The sequence below is a fragment of the Jiangella alkaliphila genome (genome assembly GCF_900105925.1).
GTDB classification, from domain to species: Bacteria; Actinomycetota; Actinomycetes; order Jiangellales; family Jiangellaceae; genus Jiangella; species Jiangella alkaliphila.
Map to the genome: position 1 here is coordinate 3,523,182 of NZ_LT629791.1, position 14,137 is coordinate 3,537,318.

Below are 14,137 nucleotides of genomic sequence, written 5' to 3' on the forward strand. Positions count from 1 at the left end.
CCGCCCGCGCCCGCTGGCGCACCAGGTTTTCAGCCGGCTGCGAGGAGCTCCGCGTACTCGCTGACCAGCAGGTATCGCGCCGGTGCGTCTTCGTCGACGGACGGGTAGCGCGGCGACGGGTCGAGGAAGAGGTTGTCGTCGACGTCGTCGTTCACCGCCGACACCTCGCCGGCGAGCACGGCGCCGCCGTCGGCCCAGAACCGGTGGTAGACGCCGGCCGGCACCTGCACGCTCTGCCCGGGCTCGACGTGCAGCGACTCGCCGGCCCGGACCGCCCGTTCGAGCCCGTCGACCAGCGTGATGATGTCGCCGTCGCCGGTCTCCGGGCGCAGCTCGACGACCAGTGCCGCGCCGCCGCGGTTGATGATGTCTTCGGCCTTGCGCCGGTGCAGGTGCATCGGGGTCTCCTGGCCGTTCTGCGCGACCAGGAGTTTCTCCGCGTAGGTCTGCCCGGAGCCGGAGTCGCGCTCGGCCAGTGTCCCGTTGCGCAGTGTGCACAGGACCAGTCCGACGCGGTCGAAGTCGCCGCGGCCGAAGTCGGTGACGTCCCAGCCCAGGCCGCGTTCCAGCGCCGGCCGGGCGGCCGGCGTCGGCGCGGCGGCCAGCCAGTCGGCCCGGGACCAGGCGGCGAAACCGGGCAACGGCATCGGGGCCGCAGCGGCCAGTTCGCGGGCACCGTCGATGACAGCGTCGATGCGCGACCTCTTCACCGTCGGGAGTCTACGGGCGTCCGCGGCGGCCGCATGAGGGAACTCTCACGCGTCCTTCACGTCCGCTCTCAGCATCGTCCGTCAGGCTCTCGACGACGGGCTCGTGGGGGGCGGACAGGGAGGTCGTGTGGTGACGGGTGCCTGGACCCGGTCAGAGGTGGCCGGTGCGGGGTACCTCCGGCATGCCGTCCGCACCCGCTGGTTCACCGAGGACGACGACCTGCGCGCGGCCTTGCGCGAGGCGCTGCCGCGCCTGGAGCCGGGCGACACCGTCGTCCTCAGCGAGAAGGCCACCGTGTTCCTGACCGGGCGCGGAGTGCCGATCGACGAGTTGCGTCCGGGCCGGCTGGCGACCCTGCTGGCCCGATCAGTGCGGCCGCGGCCGGGATCGCGGGGGCTGTCGGTACCGGAGAAGATGCAGTACGTCGTCCGGACGACGGGTGGGACGCGCATCCTGGCCGCGGCGCTGGCCGGCGCGGTCACCCGGCCGCTGGGCCTGCGCGGGGTGTTCTACCGCGTGGCCGGGCCGGTGGCGCGCGACATCGACGGCGGGCGGCCGCCGTACGAGCACCTGGTGCTGCCGCCGCTCACCGCGGCCGCCGCGGCGCAGTTGTGCCGTGAGCTGGAGGCGTTCCTGGGCGCCGGCGTGGCGATCGTCGACCTCAACGACTACGGCGGCAGCATCCGCGCGGTCTCGCCGCTGTCGCTCCCGGCGGACGTGCTGTTCGCGGCGCTGTCCGGCAACCCGCTCGGGCAGCGGGCGGCCAGTACGCCGTTCGGCATCGTCCGGCCCTTGGGCTCAGGCCCGAGCCCGGGGACGGCGCAGCAGCCGGGTCGCGTCGCGCAGCACTGACGCCTCGGGTCCGCGCTGCAGCAGCGCGGCCGCCGCGAACACCGTCAGGCACACCGTGCCTACGGCCGCGACCTGCGCGATCGCGGGCAGGTCGCGGACCAGCCAGGCGACCCCCAGGGCCGCGCCGAGCGTGGCCGCCGCTGACGCCGTCGTGCGCCCCAGCAACCCCCACAGCGCGCCGACGGCGACCGCGTCGTGCCGGCGGCTGAGCAGCCAGGTGTTCCCGACCGCGGCCACGACCAGCGACAACGACGTCGACGCGGCCAGCCCGGGGATCCCGTAGGCGATGCCGAGCGTGAGGTCGCCCGCCACGTTCACCACCATCGCGACGACGGCCACCGCGACCGGCCGGCGGGTGTCGTCGAGCGCATAGCTGGCGCGCACGATCACCTCGCGCCAGCCCAGCGCGAGCACCGCCGGCGCGTACCAGAGCAGCGCCGTCGCCGTCGTCGAGGCGTCGTCGGCGCTGAACTCGCCGCGCTGGAACACCGTCTCGACCACCGGCCCGGCCGCGACCGCCGTCCCGACGCAGATCGGCACCAGCACGACGACGGTCGCGCTCAGGCCGCGGTCGACGAGGCGGCGCAGCTCCGCGGTGTCGTCGGCGGCCGTGCTCAGCGCCGGGTACAGCGCGACCAGCAGCGACGCGATCAGCACGGTGTCGGCGAGGCTCACGAGCCGCCACGCGTACGACAGCGACGAGATGACGCCGTCGCCGACGGTGGACCCGACGGCGCGGTCGACCAGCGTGTTGACGTTGCCGATCGCGCTGCCCAGCAGCAGCGGCGGGATCATCCGGACCATCGCGCGGAAGTCGGGGTCGTCCAGCCGCAGGCTCGGGCGCAGCCGCAGCCCGATCCGTCGCAGCGGCGGCAGTTGCACCAGCAGCCTGGCCGCCGAGCCCACGACGAACCCCCAGGCCAGCGCCGTCACGCCGTACTCCGGGCCGAACACCGCGGCGGCGACGATCATCGCGAGGTTGAACGGGACGCCCTGGATCGCCGACCAGAAGAACGTCCGCCGCGACTGCGCGGCCGCGGCCAGCAGGTTCGTCCCGGCGATCAGCACCGTCGCGATCAGCACGATGCGGGTCAGCTGCTGCGCCGACTCCGCCTCGGCCGGGCCGAACCCCGGCGCCAGCACCGCGACGATCTCGGCCGCGAACAGCTGCATGACCAGCGTCGCGACGCCCAGCCCGACCACCGTCACCGAGATCGCCACCGACATCGTGGTGCGCGACCGTCGCCGGCTGCGGCGGGTGCCGTCCTCGGCCGCGTACTGGCGCGACAGCACCGGGACGGCGGCCTTGGACATCGCGCCGGCCAGCAGCCCCAGGGCGACGTTCATCAGCCCCAGCGCGACGAAGTAGCCGTCCAGCTCGCCGCCCGCGCCGAACACCGCGGCGATGACGACGTCGCGGGCCAGACCCATGACCGTCGACACCGCGGTCAGGACCGTGATGAGGATGGCGGCGCCGGCGATGGAGAGGCGTCGTCGCCGACCGCGGGGTCTGACGTCAGTCCCCAGAGAGACAGGTCGGCGTCGGTTCATGATGGGGCGAATCTAGCGGGAGAAGATGAGACGGCGGGGGCGCCGCGGCGTGGCGTCCCCGCCGTCAACTCGTCACTGCTCGAACTCGCCCGGCCCGTTGACCTGCCACGGGTCCTCGTCGGACTCGACGATGTCATTCACCGGGATGCGGTAGCTGAGCACCTCGGAGCTGTTGCGGCTGATGCCCCACAGCGTCGAGTTCTGCCGCGCGTCGTCCCACGCGATGCCCTGACCCTGGATGCCCGGCAGCGTGATCGTCGCGACCCACTCCAGCTCGCCGCCGGCCTGCGGCAGCTGCATGACGTAGGCCTCCGGCAGGTCGTGGCCGGTCAGCCAGAGCCGTCCGTCCGGGCCCCACGAGCCGCCGCTGTTGCTCATGTCGTCGAAGCGGTCGAGGATCTCCTTCGGGATCGTCCACGACTCGACCACCTGGAAGTCGTCGTCCAGCTTCACGACCTGCGTGTTGTAGGTCTCGCCGTACGGGACGTCCTCGGTGCCGTTGCGCGGCCGGTCGTAGTTCGCGAACGTCGCCCACCAGGCGCCGTCGTGGCGGTCCAGCCAGGTCAGCGAGCCGCGGTAGATGCCGAAGCTGTGCGTGCCGACGTGGCGCATGGTGCGGGTGTCGAAGACCTCGATGGAGCTCTCCATCGGGTACTCCGAGTAGTTCGAGTGCGCGGCGTACAGGCGCCCGTTGTGGACGACGCCGCTGTCGAGGTGCTCGATCGGGCCGTCCTCGTCGCCGGCGAACTGCAGCAGCGGCTCGCCGCTTCGCCGGTCATGCTTGGTGATGGTGCGGTTGTTGACGGCGTAGAAGTACCGCCCGTCGACGGCCACGCCCTGGTTCGCGTCGAACGCGTCGTAGCGCGCGACCTCGGTACCCGGCAGCACCTGGTCGGCGCCGGACGCGGCCGTCTTGGGGGCGGTCGGTGCAGCGGGTGCGGCCGGTGCGGCCTGCGCGGACACCAGCAACGTTCCCAGCGCGGCGGCGGTCGTCGCGACGGCGAACGCGGTGGCGACCTTCCTGCGGCGGATCATGGGTCCTCCGGTGGCTCGATGGTGTGGCTCGGTGGTGGGGCGGGTGGTGGCACAGAAGCCTCGAACCCGCCCGGAGCCGGCGTGGGAACGCGCCCCGGCGGCCGGATGAAACGTCCATGAACGACGCGCTCAGGCGGGTTCCCAGCTGCGCTCCTGGCGCACCCACCGCCGCCCGCGCGCGGAGCCGTCCAGTACGGCCGCGGTGAATCCGTCCAGGTGGGCGAGGACGTCGTCGAACCGTTCGGGCAGCTCGTCGAGGCGCTGCCGGCGCCGCCAGAGCGCCCACCGCGGCTGTGCGAGCTCGGCGAAGCTGGCCGATCGCAGTGTGGCTCCATGAAGCTCTACCCCGCGATGACCGGCGACCGTCTCGACCGCGGACACCAGCTCCGCGCCGTCGTGGTCGTGGCGCAGCTTCTCCGCCACGACCATGCCGAGCGGGTAGCCGAGCAGGCGGATCGACCCGCCGAGCAGCCGGGGGAGCTCGACCATGCGCGGCCCGGGGTGGATCGGGTCGCCCAGGTTCACGTCGACGTGGAAGGGCAGCTTCGCCCGCTCGAGCACGCACGGCACGGACACCCGGACCCCGCCGTACTCGGCGTCGTCGCGGATCGTCGCGGCGGCCGCGGCGTCGCCGTCGAACAGCAGTCCGTCGTCGACGGTGACGGCGGCGATGCGCTGCACGGTGGCCAGCACGTCGTCGGGCGTGCCGCTCAGGCCGATGCCGGCGACGTCGATGTCGCGGGTCGGCCGGCGGGTGTCGAACGCGGCCAGCAGGACGCCGCCCTTGAGGACCAGCGATTCGGCGTACGGCGAGCGCGTCAGCCGGTCGAGGAAGCCCTCGAGCGCGTAGAGCTGGAGCAGTGCGCCGGTGTCGCTGCCGCCCGCCTTGGCCTGCCGGCGCAGCTCCAGGTAGGCGCGGCCGCCGACGGTGTCGCGGGTCGGGCGCCGGGGCTGGTTCACAGCAGGACCTCCAGGGCGTGGCGGAGCGGCGCGACGGCGCCGGGGAAGTGGCCGGCGAGCTCCAGCAGCCGGGCCGGCCGCGAGCCGCGGCGGCCCGACCAGCGCCGGAGCGCCTCGTAGGCCTCGTCTGCGCCCACGACGTGCCGCAGCCGGAAGGTGTCGACGAGGGTCCGCTCAGCGCTGTACAGGCCGAGTCGCAGGTCGGTGTCGACGGTGAGGGACTCGCGGCCGAGCTCGAACGTCGCCGGCGCGAAGGCGTGCCAGCTGACCGGCCCGGAGGTGGCCGGGAAGCGGTGGCCGCGGGGCAGCGCCAGATGGGGAGCCGGCGGGATTGCGTCGCTGAGGCCGTGCTCGACCAGGGCGCTGGTCAGGCACAAGGTGGCGACGGGCACCCGGGCGGCGACCTCGGCGAGCGTCGGGTCGACGAGGGCGGCGTCGGCGCGGCGGTACAGGCCGCGGCCGAGCGCCTCGATGACGCCGGCGTCGCGGAGTCCGTACAGCGCCCGGTGATGCAGCCCTGCCGCGGTGGCCTCGCTGTAGGTGAAGGTGGCCGGCAACCGGCGCAGGGCTGCCAGGGCGCGCTCGGTGGCGTCGTGCCGACTCTCAGTCATGAAAGAAAGTGTAGACATCGTTCCTCCGGGTGTCGACGTTTCCTCTCGCGGTCAGCCGACCGCGACGGCGTCGATCTCGAGGAGCCAGTCCTCGGAGTAGATGTCGGTGATGATGATCGTGAGCGCCGGTCGGTGGTCGCCGAGGACCTCCTGGCGGATGCGGCTGTTGGCCTCGCGGTAGCGCCGGTCGGACAGGTAGGTGGTGACCTTGGCGAGGTGCTCGGCGCCCATGCCGGCCTCGGCCAGGACGGTGAGCACGTGCCGCCAGGTGAGCCGGCACTGCTCCTCGAACTCCGGCGGCACCCGGCCGTCAGCGTCGGCCCAGGGGACCTGGCCGCTGACGTACACCGTGCGGCGGGCGCCGGTGATCAGCGTGCCGTGGGTGTAGTTGCCGCTCGCCGCGGGCAGGGCGGCGGGGTCGAGCCGTTCGATGGTCATGCGGGCTCCTTCGCGACGTGCATGGCGGTGTAGTAGACGCACTCGGCGGCGCCGGGATTGGCGAACTCGTGCACGGCGTCGCCCGCGTAGTAGAGGGCGTCGCCGGCGGCGAGCCGGTGCCTGACGCCGTCGACGGTGACGGTGAGCTCGCCGGCCTCGACGGCGATGTACTCGCGCGAGCCGGCGGCGTGCGCGGCGAACGAGCCGAGCACCACGCCGGGCGGGATGGTCGTGCGGATGAACTCGAACTCGACGCCGGGCAGCGTGGGGGAGAGGATGCGCCGCTGCCACCCGCCGGCGTCGGTGATCGTCCGCTGGTCGGCGGCCCGCCGGACGATCACCCGCTCGGGCCGGTCCTCGCCGAGCAGCCGCGCGACGGTAACGCCCAGCGCCGTCGCCAGCCGGGCCAGCACGAGCACCGTGGGGATCTTGGCGCCGCGCTCGATGTCGGAGATCATGCTCCGGCTCACCCCGCTGGCGGCGGCCAGCGCCTCCAGGCTCAGCTCGCGCTGGTGCCGCTGCGCCTTGAGCCGGATGCGCAGTCGTTCCGGCAGATCGTCGTCCTCCATGGCGGAAGCATATCCGCTATCGCGTCTACTCGCTCTCGCCCATGATCATCAACCTTTCTGGTCGTCAGGGCAGCACAGAAGGTTGATGATCATGGAGCGGATGGCTGGGCGCGGATTGACATGGAACGGCATGCCACCGGAGGGTGAGCGAGGCCCGTCCACCCACCGAGGAGCGCCCGCGTTGATCGAGCACATCGAGCCCGACCCCGAGAACCCGCCGTCCGTGCCGCTGTCGTCGGCGGTCCGGGTGGGCCGGCTGCTGTTCGTGTCCGGCCAAGTGTCGACGGAGCCGGGCGTGGGCATCGTGGCGGACACGTTCGACGGCGAGTTCCACCGGACGATCCGCAACCTCGAGGAGATCCTCGCCGCCGCGGGAGCGACGCTCCGCGACGTCGTGCAGGTGCGGGCGTTCCTGCGCGACGAGGAGGCGCGGCCCCGTTTCAACGAGCTGTACGCGCAGACGTTCCAGCCGCCGTACCCGGCGCGCACGACCGTCGGCAACCACTTCTCGTTCATCCAGATCGAGATCGACTGCGTGGCCGTGCTGCCCGACGGAGTCGACCCCACGGTGTGACCCCGGGCGTCACAAAGCCGCATATGGATGAGAAAGGCTTCACGTCGCCGCTGGTGGCAGCGTCGATCGCCGGTATTCCGCGCGACGCCGGGCGTTCACCGAGTTTTCATCGATAACGCCCGCGTGGCGGCTTTATCGATCTTTCGTGACATTTTCCCGCCATATAATGGTCCTTACCGTTCGGCGTCGAGTCTGGGGCGGATCATGACGCGACGGAGCAGTGAACCGACCGACGAACCACATCACCGAGGCACCCGGCGGCACCCCGGTTCCGCCGCCGGGAACCCGGCCGGCGACGACAACGACGGCCATGACGGCCATGAAGCGCGGGCCGCGCGCGCTGCCGAACGGGCCGCTCGCGCGGAACGCGCCGCCGAACGGGCCGAGCATGTCCGGCGGCAACAGGCCGACGCCGCGGACATGACCAGCGCGGTCGCCGCGCGGGTCGCCGAGCTGGAGTCGATCCTGGTCGACGGCCTCGCCGTCGGCGGGCCGGTGTACATCGACCAGCTCCGGCACGCGTACCGGCCATGGCCGTTCGTGCCCGACCGTGCGCTGGTCACCGCCGCCGAGAAGCCGGCGTGGGACGACTACGCGCCGCCCCCGATGGGCTGGCTGGCCCGGGTGCTGACCGGCGGCCGCCGAAGGGCCGCCACGCAGGCCCGTGCCAGGTTCGGGCGGGCCGTCCGCGCGCACCGCGAGCACGAGGAGCTGCGGCTGGCCGCCCTGGCCGAGGCCGAGCGACGGCATGCGGTCGCCGAGGCGTCGCGGCGCGAGCAGATCGACCGCCACAACGCGCAGGTCGACCAGGTCGAGCTGGGTGTCGAGGCCGGCGACGCTCGCGCGGTCGCGGACTACTACCAGCTGCTCATCGAGGCGGCGCCGCTGCCCGACGGCCTGCCCGCGGCCGTCGACGTCGCGTACCGGCCGGACGAGCGACGGTTGCTGGTGGTGCGCGAACTGCCGACGGTGGAAATCGTCCCCGTCGTCCGCGAATACCAGTACGTGCGGTCGCTGGACAAGGTCGCGCCGCGGCTGCGCACCGCCAAGGACATCCGCCGCCTCTACTCCGGCGTGGTGGCGCAGCTGGTCCTGCGCACGCTGCACGCGGCGTTCGAGGCGCAGCCGCCGGGGCTGGTCGACGAGGTCGCCGTCAACGCGCACGTGTCGACCCGCAACCGCGCGACCGGGCGGTCGGAGCATCCGTGCCTGGTCAGCGTCACCGCCACCCGCGAGCAGTTCGGCGACCTCGTCCTGACCCGCCTCGAACCGCGGGAGTGCCTGCGGCACCTGTCCGCCGTCGTGTCGCCGCACCCGTGGGACCTGGAGGCCGTCCCGCCGATCTTCGACCCCGACCTGTCCCGGTACCGCGTGGTCGAGCCGCAGGACGCCGCCGCGCTGCTGGACGGGCGCCCGGTGCTGCTCCAGCTGCGGCCGGTCGAGTTCGAGCACCTCGTGCGCCAGCTGTTCGAGGCGATGGGCATGCGTGCCTGGACCACGCAGGCCTCCGCCGACGACGGCGTCGATGCGGTCGCCGTCAACACCGACCCGATCATGGGCGGGGTCTGCGTCGTGCAGGCCAAGCGCTACCGCAAGGTCGTCCCGCCCGACGCCGTCCGCGCGCTGGCCGGCGCGATGGACGACAAGCGGGCCGGCCGCGGCGTCCTCGTGACGACGTCGTGGTTCGGCCGGGCGACGCACGAGTTCGCGGCCCGGCACGGGCGCATCCAGCTGATCGACGGAGGTCAGCTGGAGCACCTGCTCGCCGAGCATCTCGGCCTGCAGGTCACCATCGGCCCGCTGGAGCGGCCGATCCCGCGGCAGTCCGGCCGGTCCGGCCGGTCGCCGGACGTCGCCCCGCCGGCCGTGAATCCGCCGCCGTTGTGAGATCGATGCGGAAATGATCTTGCGTTCGCGCTGCTGGTCCGCCAATGTCTTTCGTGACAATCCGGTTGTCGCAGGGCAAAAGGAGGACTCACCGGATGAAACGCGTCATCTCAGCTCTTGCCTTCGTCCTGTTCCTGCTGCTCGGTTTCGCCGCGCCCGCGGCCGCCGGCGGCGACTCCGATCCGACGATCGACGACGACCGCATGGCCGTGTCGGCCGGTCCGTGCGGCGGGTCGTACCGCCACGTCGGGCACTACCCGATCGGCTCGTCACCGGTGCTCGGCTACATGGACGTCTACTGGTCCGGCACGGCGAAGCGCAACTGCCTGGTCGTCAACCACTCCAGCGCCACCTACGGCACCAAGCTGTACACCGAGGCGAGCATCTGGCCGTACGGCTCGGCGGCACCCTCCTGCCCCAACAGCGTCGGCTGCGACGGCGGCATGTACAGCTACTACGCCGGCCCGGTCTACACGCCGGCGGGTGTGGACATGTCGAACCGCTGCCTCAACCTCAAGGGCGTGGTCGACTGGACGACGGCCACGCGCACCCGGGTGCACTGCGGCTGACGAGCATCGCGCTGGCGTCAGCGGGCGGTACGGGCGCGCAGCTCGGCCAGCCGGCGGGCGGCGTACGCGGGCTCGGCGACCCAGCAGGTGGCCACCTCCCAGGCGACGCCGGCCGTCACCAGGTCGGTACGGTCGATCGGCACCGGGACGTCGACGTCCTCGGGGAGGTGGGCGAAGTCGAGCCACGGCAGGTCGACGCGTGACTCGTCCCAGTCGATCAGCGTGACGCGGTCGCCGTCGACCAGCACGTTCCCGGCGCCGAGGTCGCCGTGGACGGCGCACGGCGGGGCGGGCGGGAGCCGCCGCCAGCACGCGCGGACCAGCTCGGCGGCGTCGTCGGGCAGCGCGGTCAGGTCGACGTCACCGCCGCGCGACGCCGTCAGCAGGGCGGTGCTGCTCGCGAACCCCGGCCGCTGCGGCCAGTCGCGCGTGCAGTCGTGAACAGCGGCGGCCGCCGAAACGACCCGCCGCCAGTCGTCGGCCGTCGACGGGGGCCCGCCCGGGACGAACGGGTGCACGAGCACGCCACCGTGCTGACGCCGACCGTCGTCGGCGGGCACCACTCCGGCGACGGCGACACCGTGTGCGGCGAGGTGCTCCAGGAGGTCGAGCTCCCAGCTCAGCGACGGTTCCGCGCGGCCGGACACGCGCACCACGAACCGCTCGCCGCCACGCCGGGCGAGGAACACCGGATTGCGGGCGCCGCCGCGCAGCGGCTCCAGCAACTCGAGGCCACCCCAGGCGCTGACGTCGGGCACCATCCGGACGTTCTACCAGGAACGGCGCTCGGTTACGCTCCGTCCATGATCCGGCACACGGTCGCCTTCCGCCTTCGTCACCCCGCCGGCTCGGAGCAGGAGCGCGACTTCCTGCGCGCCGCCCTCGCGCTGGCGGACATCCCCGGCGTCGAGCGGTTCGAGCAGCTGCGGCAGACCAGCCCGAAGAACGAGTTCGCGTTCGGCTTCTCCATGGATTTCGCCGACCAAGCGGCCTACGACGGCTACAACGAGCACCCGGTGCACGTCGCGTTCGTCGCCGACCGGTGGGTGGCCGAGGTCGATGACTTCCTCGAGCTCGACTACGAGCCGATCGGCTGAGCCGGCCCCGGTGCCGCGACGGTGACGTCCCGCGCGCCGGTGCGCGCGGCAGCGGCCAGGAACGCCGCGGGCTGCAGCCCCGGCCAGAGGTGCGTCAGCATGATCCGCCGGGCACCGGCGGCGACGCCCTGCTCGGCCGCCTCGACGGCGCTGCACAGCAGCCCGGCGTCCTCGTGCGGGACGGCGTCGGGGTAGGTCGCCTCGACGAGCAGCAGGTCGGCGTCGCGGGCCAGCTCGACGAGGGCCGGGTCCGGGCCGGCGTCGCCGCTGTAGGTCAGGGTCGCGCTGCCGTCGGTGATGCGCATGCCGAGGTTCGGCACGAAGTGCGGCAGCGACGCCGTCGCGACGTCGAACGGCCCGACGCGGACGCCGTCACCGTCGGTGAGCGTCGCCAGCTCGACGGCGCCGGCCACGGACCGGATGGAGTCTAGCGCCAGGACGGCATCGACCGCGCCCGCCGGGGCGTACACGGGCAGCGGCGCCGGCGGCTCGTCGCTCAGCGCCCGGGCCCGGAGCAGTGGGCTGAGGTCGGCGCAGTGGTCGGGATGCCCGTGGGAGACGACGACGGCGTCGACCGCGGCGGCGTCGATCGTCGCCAGCAGCCGGGGGAGCACCGCGTACCCGGGATCGACGAGCAGGCGGAAGCCGTCCCGTTCGAGCAGGTAGCCGCCGCACGCCTGGCCGGCCGCCGGCCAGGCGCCGCAGCCGCCGAACACGGTGAGCCTCATCGCAGCGCCGCCAGCAGGCCGTCCAGCCGGTCGCGGGTGTGCTGGTCGTCGAGCATCTCGCCGATCCACGCCTCGGAGTGCGACCGGCCGCGCGAGCGGTGGTTCGGCCGCAACCACTCGGTGGCCGCGATCTCGGCGATGTGCCCGAGCACAGCGATCAGCATGGAGAAGTCGCCGCTGGCGGTGACGCGGCCAGGGCCGCCGGCCTCCGCGTAGGCGCTCGCCAGGGCGCGGGCCCGGCCGGGATCGGTGCGGCCGAACTCGAACAGCGCGACCGCGAGCTCCTGTGCCGGGCCGGCCGGGCCGCTGTTCTCCCAGTCGATGACGCACACGCCGCCAGAGGCCGTCGAGACGAGGTTGTCGGCCATGAGGTCGCGGTGGCAGGTGCGCAACGCCGCCGGGGGAGTGAGCCACGACTCCAGCTCGACCAGCTCGTCGCGCACCGCCGCCAGGCGGCCGGCGAATGGTGCGCCCTCAGCGTGCAGCTCCGCGATCAGCTCGTCCCACCGCGGCGCGCCGACGGGGTCGAGGTACCAGCGGTCGGGGTCGGTGATGGGCCCGGCGTGTTCGGCGCCCGGCACCAGGTGGGTCGCGGCGACAGCGGCGCCGACCAGCTCGGGGTCGAGCAGCGGATCGGGCTCGCCCAGGTCGATCCACTCGTAGACCCGCAGCCGGACCCCGTCGACGACGGCGAACAGGGTGCCCTCGGCGGTGCGGCGGATGCGCGGCGCCGGGACGCCCGAGGCGGCGGCGGCCTCCTGGAACGCGGCCGCCGGGGCGAGCGCGGCCTCGTCCTCGTGCCGGAACGGGACCTTGACCGCCCACCGTCCGTCCGACGTGACGAGCCGCCAGACGACGCCCTGCTTGCCGCGTGCGACCGGGCCGTCGGACAGCGCCGCACGAGCGCCCAGGTCGAAGCGGTCGGCGATCGCGGCGGCGTCCACCGCGCCACTCCATCACAGCGCCGACGGCGTCAGCCAGCGAGTTCCGCGACCGGCCGCTCAGGCGTCAAGATCGTCAGCCGCGGCGTGACACCCGGCCAGGCCCTGGTGAGGTCGGCCGCCAGGGCCGTGAGCAGCGCCTCGACGTCGGCGGCGGCGCCAGGGTGCAGCGCCTCGGACACGATCAGCACGTCGCGGGTCTCCGGCCGGACGATCGACGTGCCGCTCTGCTTGTGCGTCCAGCGCCGGGCATGCGCCTGACCGGCCTCGTCGGCGAAGATCACCTCGCCGGGCACCGGCCGCTCCACCTCGCCGCCGAACGACGCGTACGTCTCGTCGCCCTGCGCCCGGCAGACCTCGAGGTCGCCCTTGACGCGGTCGCGGTCCAGCGCGGCGACCGGGATCGCGGCCGCCGCCGACGCCGCGTTGCACAGGTCGACCAGCGGGTGGATCCGCGGCAGAGTGCCGTCCTTCCCCAGCCGGCGCAGCAGCGACTCCGAGGCGCACCGGTACTGCGTCGGCTTCACGCCCATCGCGGCGAACGTGCGCCGCCAGGCCTGCAACTGGGGGAGCGCGCTGGCCGGCCCGGCGGCGAGCAGCTCCTGTGCCCGCTCGAGGTACCGGTCGACGGCGTCGTCGGGCGCGGCCCGGTCGCTGACGCCGTCGACGGAGAGGACCCCGGCGGCCAGGGTGGGGTGGTCGGCCCAGATCTCCGGGGCGTGACGGAACCGCATGCGGGCATCCTGCGTGCCGACGCCCGGGACGCGACAGGGCCAGCCGGGCGTCCGTGCACTGGGCCAGACGGTTGGATACAGTCACTGTAATGAAAGGTTTCGAGGGGAGGTCGCGCTCGTCACCGGGGCGAGCCGCGGCATCGGCGCCGCGACGGCGCGGGCGTTCGCGGCCGCCGGGGCGGCGGTCGTGCTGGTGGCACGCGACGCGGACGCGCTGGCGGCGGTGCGGGCGGGCATCGAGGCGGACGGCGGGACGGCGCTGGTCGTCGCGGCCGACCTGACGAGGGCCGACGACGCGGCGCGGATGGCCGAGCCCGCCGTCGAGCGGTTCGGCCGGCTCGACGCCGCCGTCAACGCGGCCGCGGCGCACGGCGGCCGGCCGACGCCGCTGGCCGGGCTCGCCGTCGAGGAGTGGGACCGGACGATCGCGGTCAGCCTGCGCGGCGCGTTCCTGTCGCTGCGCGCCGAGATCGCCGCGATGGTGCCGTCCGGCGGCGGCGCGATCGTCAACGTCGCGTCGACGACCGGCTTCGAGGCGGTGGCCGGGCTGGCGCCGTACGTGGCCGCCAAGCACGGGCTGATCGGGCTGACCAAGACCGCCGCGCTCGACCACGCCGCCGACGGCGTCCGCGTCAACGCCATCGCGCCCGGGCCGACGCACACCGAGCAACTGGACCGCGCCGGCCCCGCCGCCCGCGAGCGCGTCGCCGCCGCCGTCCCCGTCCACCGGCTCGGCACCCCGGACGAGGTGGCGGCCGCGGCGCTCTGGCTCTGCGGCGACCAGGCCGCGTTCGTCACCGGCGCCACCCTCGCCGTCGACGGCGGTCTGCTGGCGGGTCAGCCGCCGTTCGGGGCTTCTGTCCGATCCCGCGAGTAGCGT

At 73.7% G+C, this 14,137-nt stretch carries 17 protein-coding genes; 6 read left to right on the forward strand and 11 right to left on the reverse strand.

Features of this window, described 5'->3' with window-relative positions; genetic code table 11:
- Positions 1 to 29: 29 nt before the first annotated feature.
- Complete coding sequence (locus BLV05_RS16055) at positions 30 to 710, reverse strand: D-lyxose/D-mannose family sugar isomerase (RefSeq protein ID WP_083421328.1); 681 nt, start codon at positions 708 to 710, stop codon at positions 30 to 32.
- 127 nt (positions 711 to 837) lie between these two features.
- Between BLV05_RS16055 and BLV05_RS16060 the strand changes: the two genes are divergently transcribed.
- Positions 838 to 1,563: a hypothetical protein gene (locus BLV05_RS16060; RefSeq protein ID WP_046768019.1), complete on the forward strand. Its 726-nt coding sequence runs from the start codon at positions 838 to 840 to the stop codon at positions 1,561 to 1,563.
- Here the strand turns inward: BLV05_RS16060 and murJ are convergent.
- The 6 genes from murJ to BLV05_RS16090 form a co-directional block, all read right to left on the reverse strand.
- Positions 1,510 to 3,006, reverse strand: a complete 1,497-nt coding sequence (gene murJ, locus BLV05_RS16065) for a murein biosynthesis integral membrane protein MurJ (RefSeq protein WP_197683678.1) — start codon at positions 3,004 to 3,006, stop codon at positions 1,510 to 1,512. The two genes, BLV05_RS16060 and murJ, sit on opposite strands and share 54 nt — an antisense overlap.
- A gap of 180 nt (positions 3,007 to 3,186) precedes the next feature.
- Complete coding sequence (locus tag BLV05_RS16070) at positions 3,187 to 4,149, reverse strand: hypothetical protein (RefSeq protein ID WP_046768020.1); 963 nt, start codon at positions 4,147 to 4,149, stop codon at positions 3,187 to 3,189.
- Between the two features lie 129 nt (positions 4,150 to 4,278).
- The gene (locus tag BLV05_RS16075) at positions 4,279 to 5,109 is read right to left on the reverse strand and encodes a nucleotidyl transferase AbiEii/AbiGii toxin family protein (protein WP_052762320.1); all 831 of its coding nucleotides are present in this window, start codon (positions 5,107 to 5,109) and stop codon (positions 4,279 to 4,281) included.
- Positions 5,106 to 5,720 (reverse strand): type IV toxin-antitoxin system AbiEi family antitoxin domain-containing protein, encoded by a 615-nt coding sequence (locus BLV05_RS16080; protein ID WP_152690678.1) that lies wholly within the window; start codon positions 5,718 to 5,720, stop codon positions 5,106 to 5,108. The genes BLV05_RS16075 and BLV05_RS16080 overlap by 4 nt, the downstream gene beginning before the upstream one ends.
- A gap of 51 nt (positions 5,721 to 5,771) precedes the next feature.
- On the reverse strand, positions 5,772 to 6,158 hold the full coding sequence (locus BLV05_RS16085) for a RidA family protein (protein ID WP_046768021.1): 387 nt from the start codon (positions 6,156 to 6,158) through the stop codon (positions 5,772 to 5,774).
- Positions 6,155 to 6,727, reverse strand: coding sequence for a helix-turn-helix domain-containing protein (locus tag BLV05_RS16090; RefSeq protein WP_046768022.1), 573 nt, complete (start codon positions 6,725 to 6,727; stop codon positions 6,155 to 6,157). The genes BLV05_RS16085 and BLV05_RS16090 overlap by 4 nt, the downstream gene beginning before the upstream one ends.
- Before the next feature lie 181 nt (positions 6,728 to 6,908).
- Between BLV05_RS16090 and BLV05_RS36575 the strand changes: the two genes are divergently transcribed.
- The 3 genes from BLV05_RS36575 to BLV05_RS16105 all read left to right on the forward strand — a co-directional run bounded on the left by BLV05_RS36575 (position 6,909) and on the right by BLV05_RS16105 (position 9,757).
- Entirely contained in the window at positions 6,909 to 7,301 is a 393-nt protein-coding gene (locus tag BLV05_RS36575; protein ID WP_046768023.1) for a RidA family protein, read from the forward strand.
- Positions 7,302 to 7,505: 204 nt separating this feature from the next.
- Positions 7,506 to 9,188, forward strand: a complete 1,683-nt coding sequence (locus tag BLV05_RS16100; protein WP_063932524.1) for a restriction endonuclease — start codon at positions 7,506 to 7,508, stop codon at positions 9,186 to 9,188.
- A gap of 95 nt (positions 9,189 to 9,283) precedes the next feature.
- Positions 9,284 to 9,757, forward strand: a complete 474-nt coding sequence (locus BLV05_RS16105) for a hypothetical protein (RefSeq protein ID WP_197683679.1) — start codon at positions 9,284 to 9,286, stop codon at positions 9,755 to 9,757.
- A 17-nt stretch (positions 9,758 to 9,774) separates the two neighbouring features.
- Here the strand turns inward: BLV05_RS16105 and BLV05_RS16110 are convergent, their stop codons facing one another.
- Complete coding sequence (locus BLV05_RS16110; protein ID WP_046768024.1) at positions 9,775 to 10,518, reverse strand: phosphotransferase enzyme family protein; 744 nt, start codon at positions 10,516 to 10,518, stop codon at positions 9,775 to 9,777.
- Between the two features lie 42 nt (positions 10,519 to 10,560).
- On the opposite strand from BLV05_RS16110, the gene BLV05_RS16115 reads away from it, so the two are divergent.
- The gene (locus tag BLV05_RS16115; protein WP_046768025.1) at positions 10,561 to 10,854 is read left to right on the forward strand and encodes a Dabb family protein; all 294 of its coding nucleotides are present in this window, start codon (positions 10,561 to 10,563) and stop codon (positions 10,852 to 10,854) included.
- On the opposite strand, the gene BLV05_RS16120 is transcribed toward BLV05_RS16115, so the two are convergent.
- From BLV05_RS16120 to BLV05_RS16130, 3 genes are read right to left on the reverse strand one after another with little or no spacing between them, the layout of a single operon-like run.
- Entirely contained in the window at positions 10,836 to 11,582 is a 747-nt protein-coding gene (locus BLV05_RS16120) for an MBL fold metallo-hydrolase (protein WP_046768026.1), read from the reverse strand. The two genes, BLV05_RS16115 and BLV05_RS16120, sit on opposite strands and share 19 nt — an antisense overlap.
- The gene (locus tag BLV05_RS16125; RefSeq protein ID WP_046768027.1) at positions 11,579 to 12,526 is read right to left on the reverse strand and encodes a phosphotransferase enzyme family protein; all 948 of its coding nucleotides are present in this window, start codon (positions 12,524 to 12,526) and stop codon (positions 11,579 to 11,581) included. Before BLV05_RS16125 ends, BLV05_RS16120 begins: the two co-directional genes overlap by 4 nt.
- Positions 12,527 to 12,555: 29 nt before the next feature.
- The gene (locus BLV05_RS16130; protein ID WP_046768028.1) at positions 12,556 to 13,257 is read right to left on the reverse strand and encodes a B3/B4 domain-containing protein; all 702 of its coding nucleotides are present in this window, start codon (positions 13,255 to 13,257) and stop codon (positions 12,556 to 12,558) included.
- Between the two features lie 58 nt (positions 13,258 to 13,315).
- Between BLV05_RS16130 and BLV05_RS16135 the strand changes: the two genes are divergently transcribed.
- The gene (locus BLV05_RS16135) at positions 13,316 to 14,134 is read left to right on the forward strand and encodes an SDR family NAD(P)-dependent oxidoreductase (protein WP_046768177.1); all 819 of its coding nucleotides are present in this window, start codon (positions 13,316 to 13,318) and stop codon (positions 14,132 to 14,134) included.
- Positions 14,135 to 14,137: the final 3 nt, after the last annotated feature.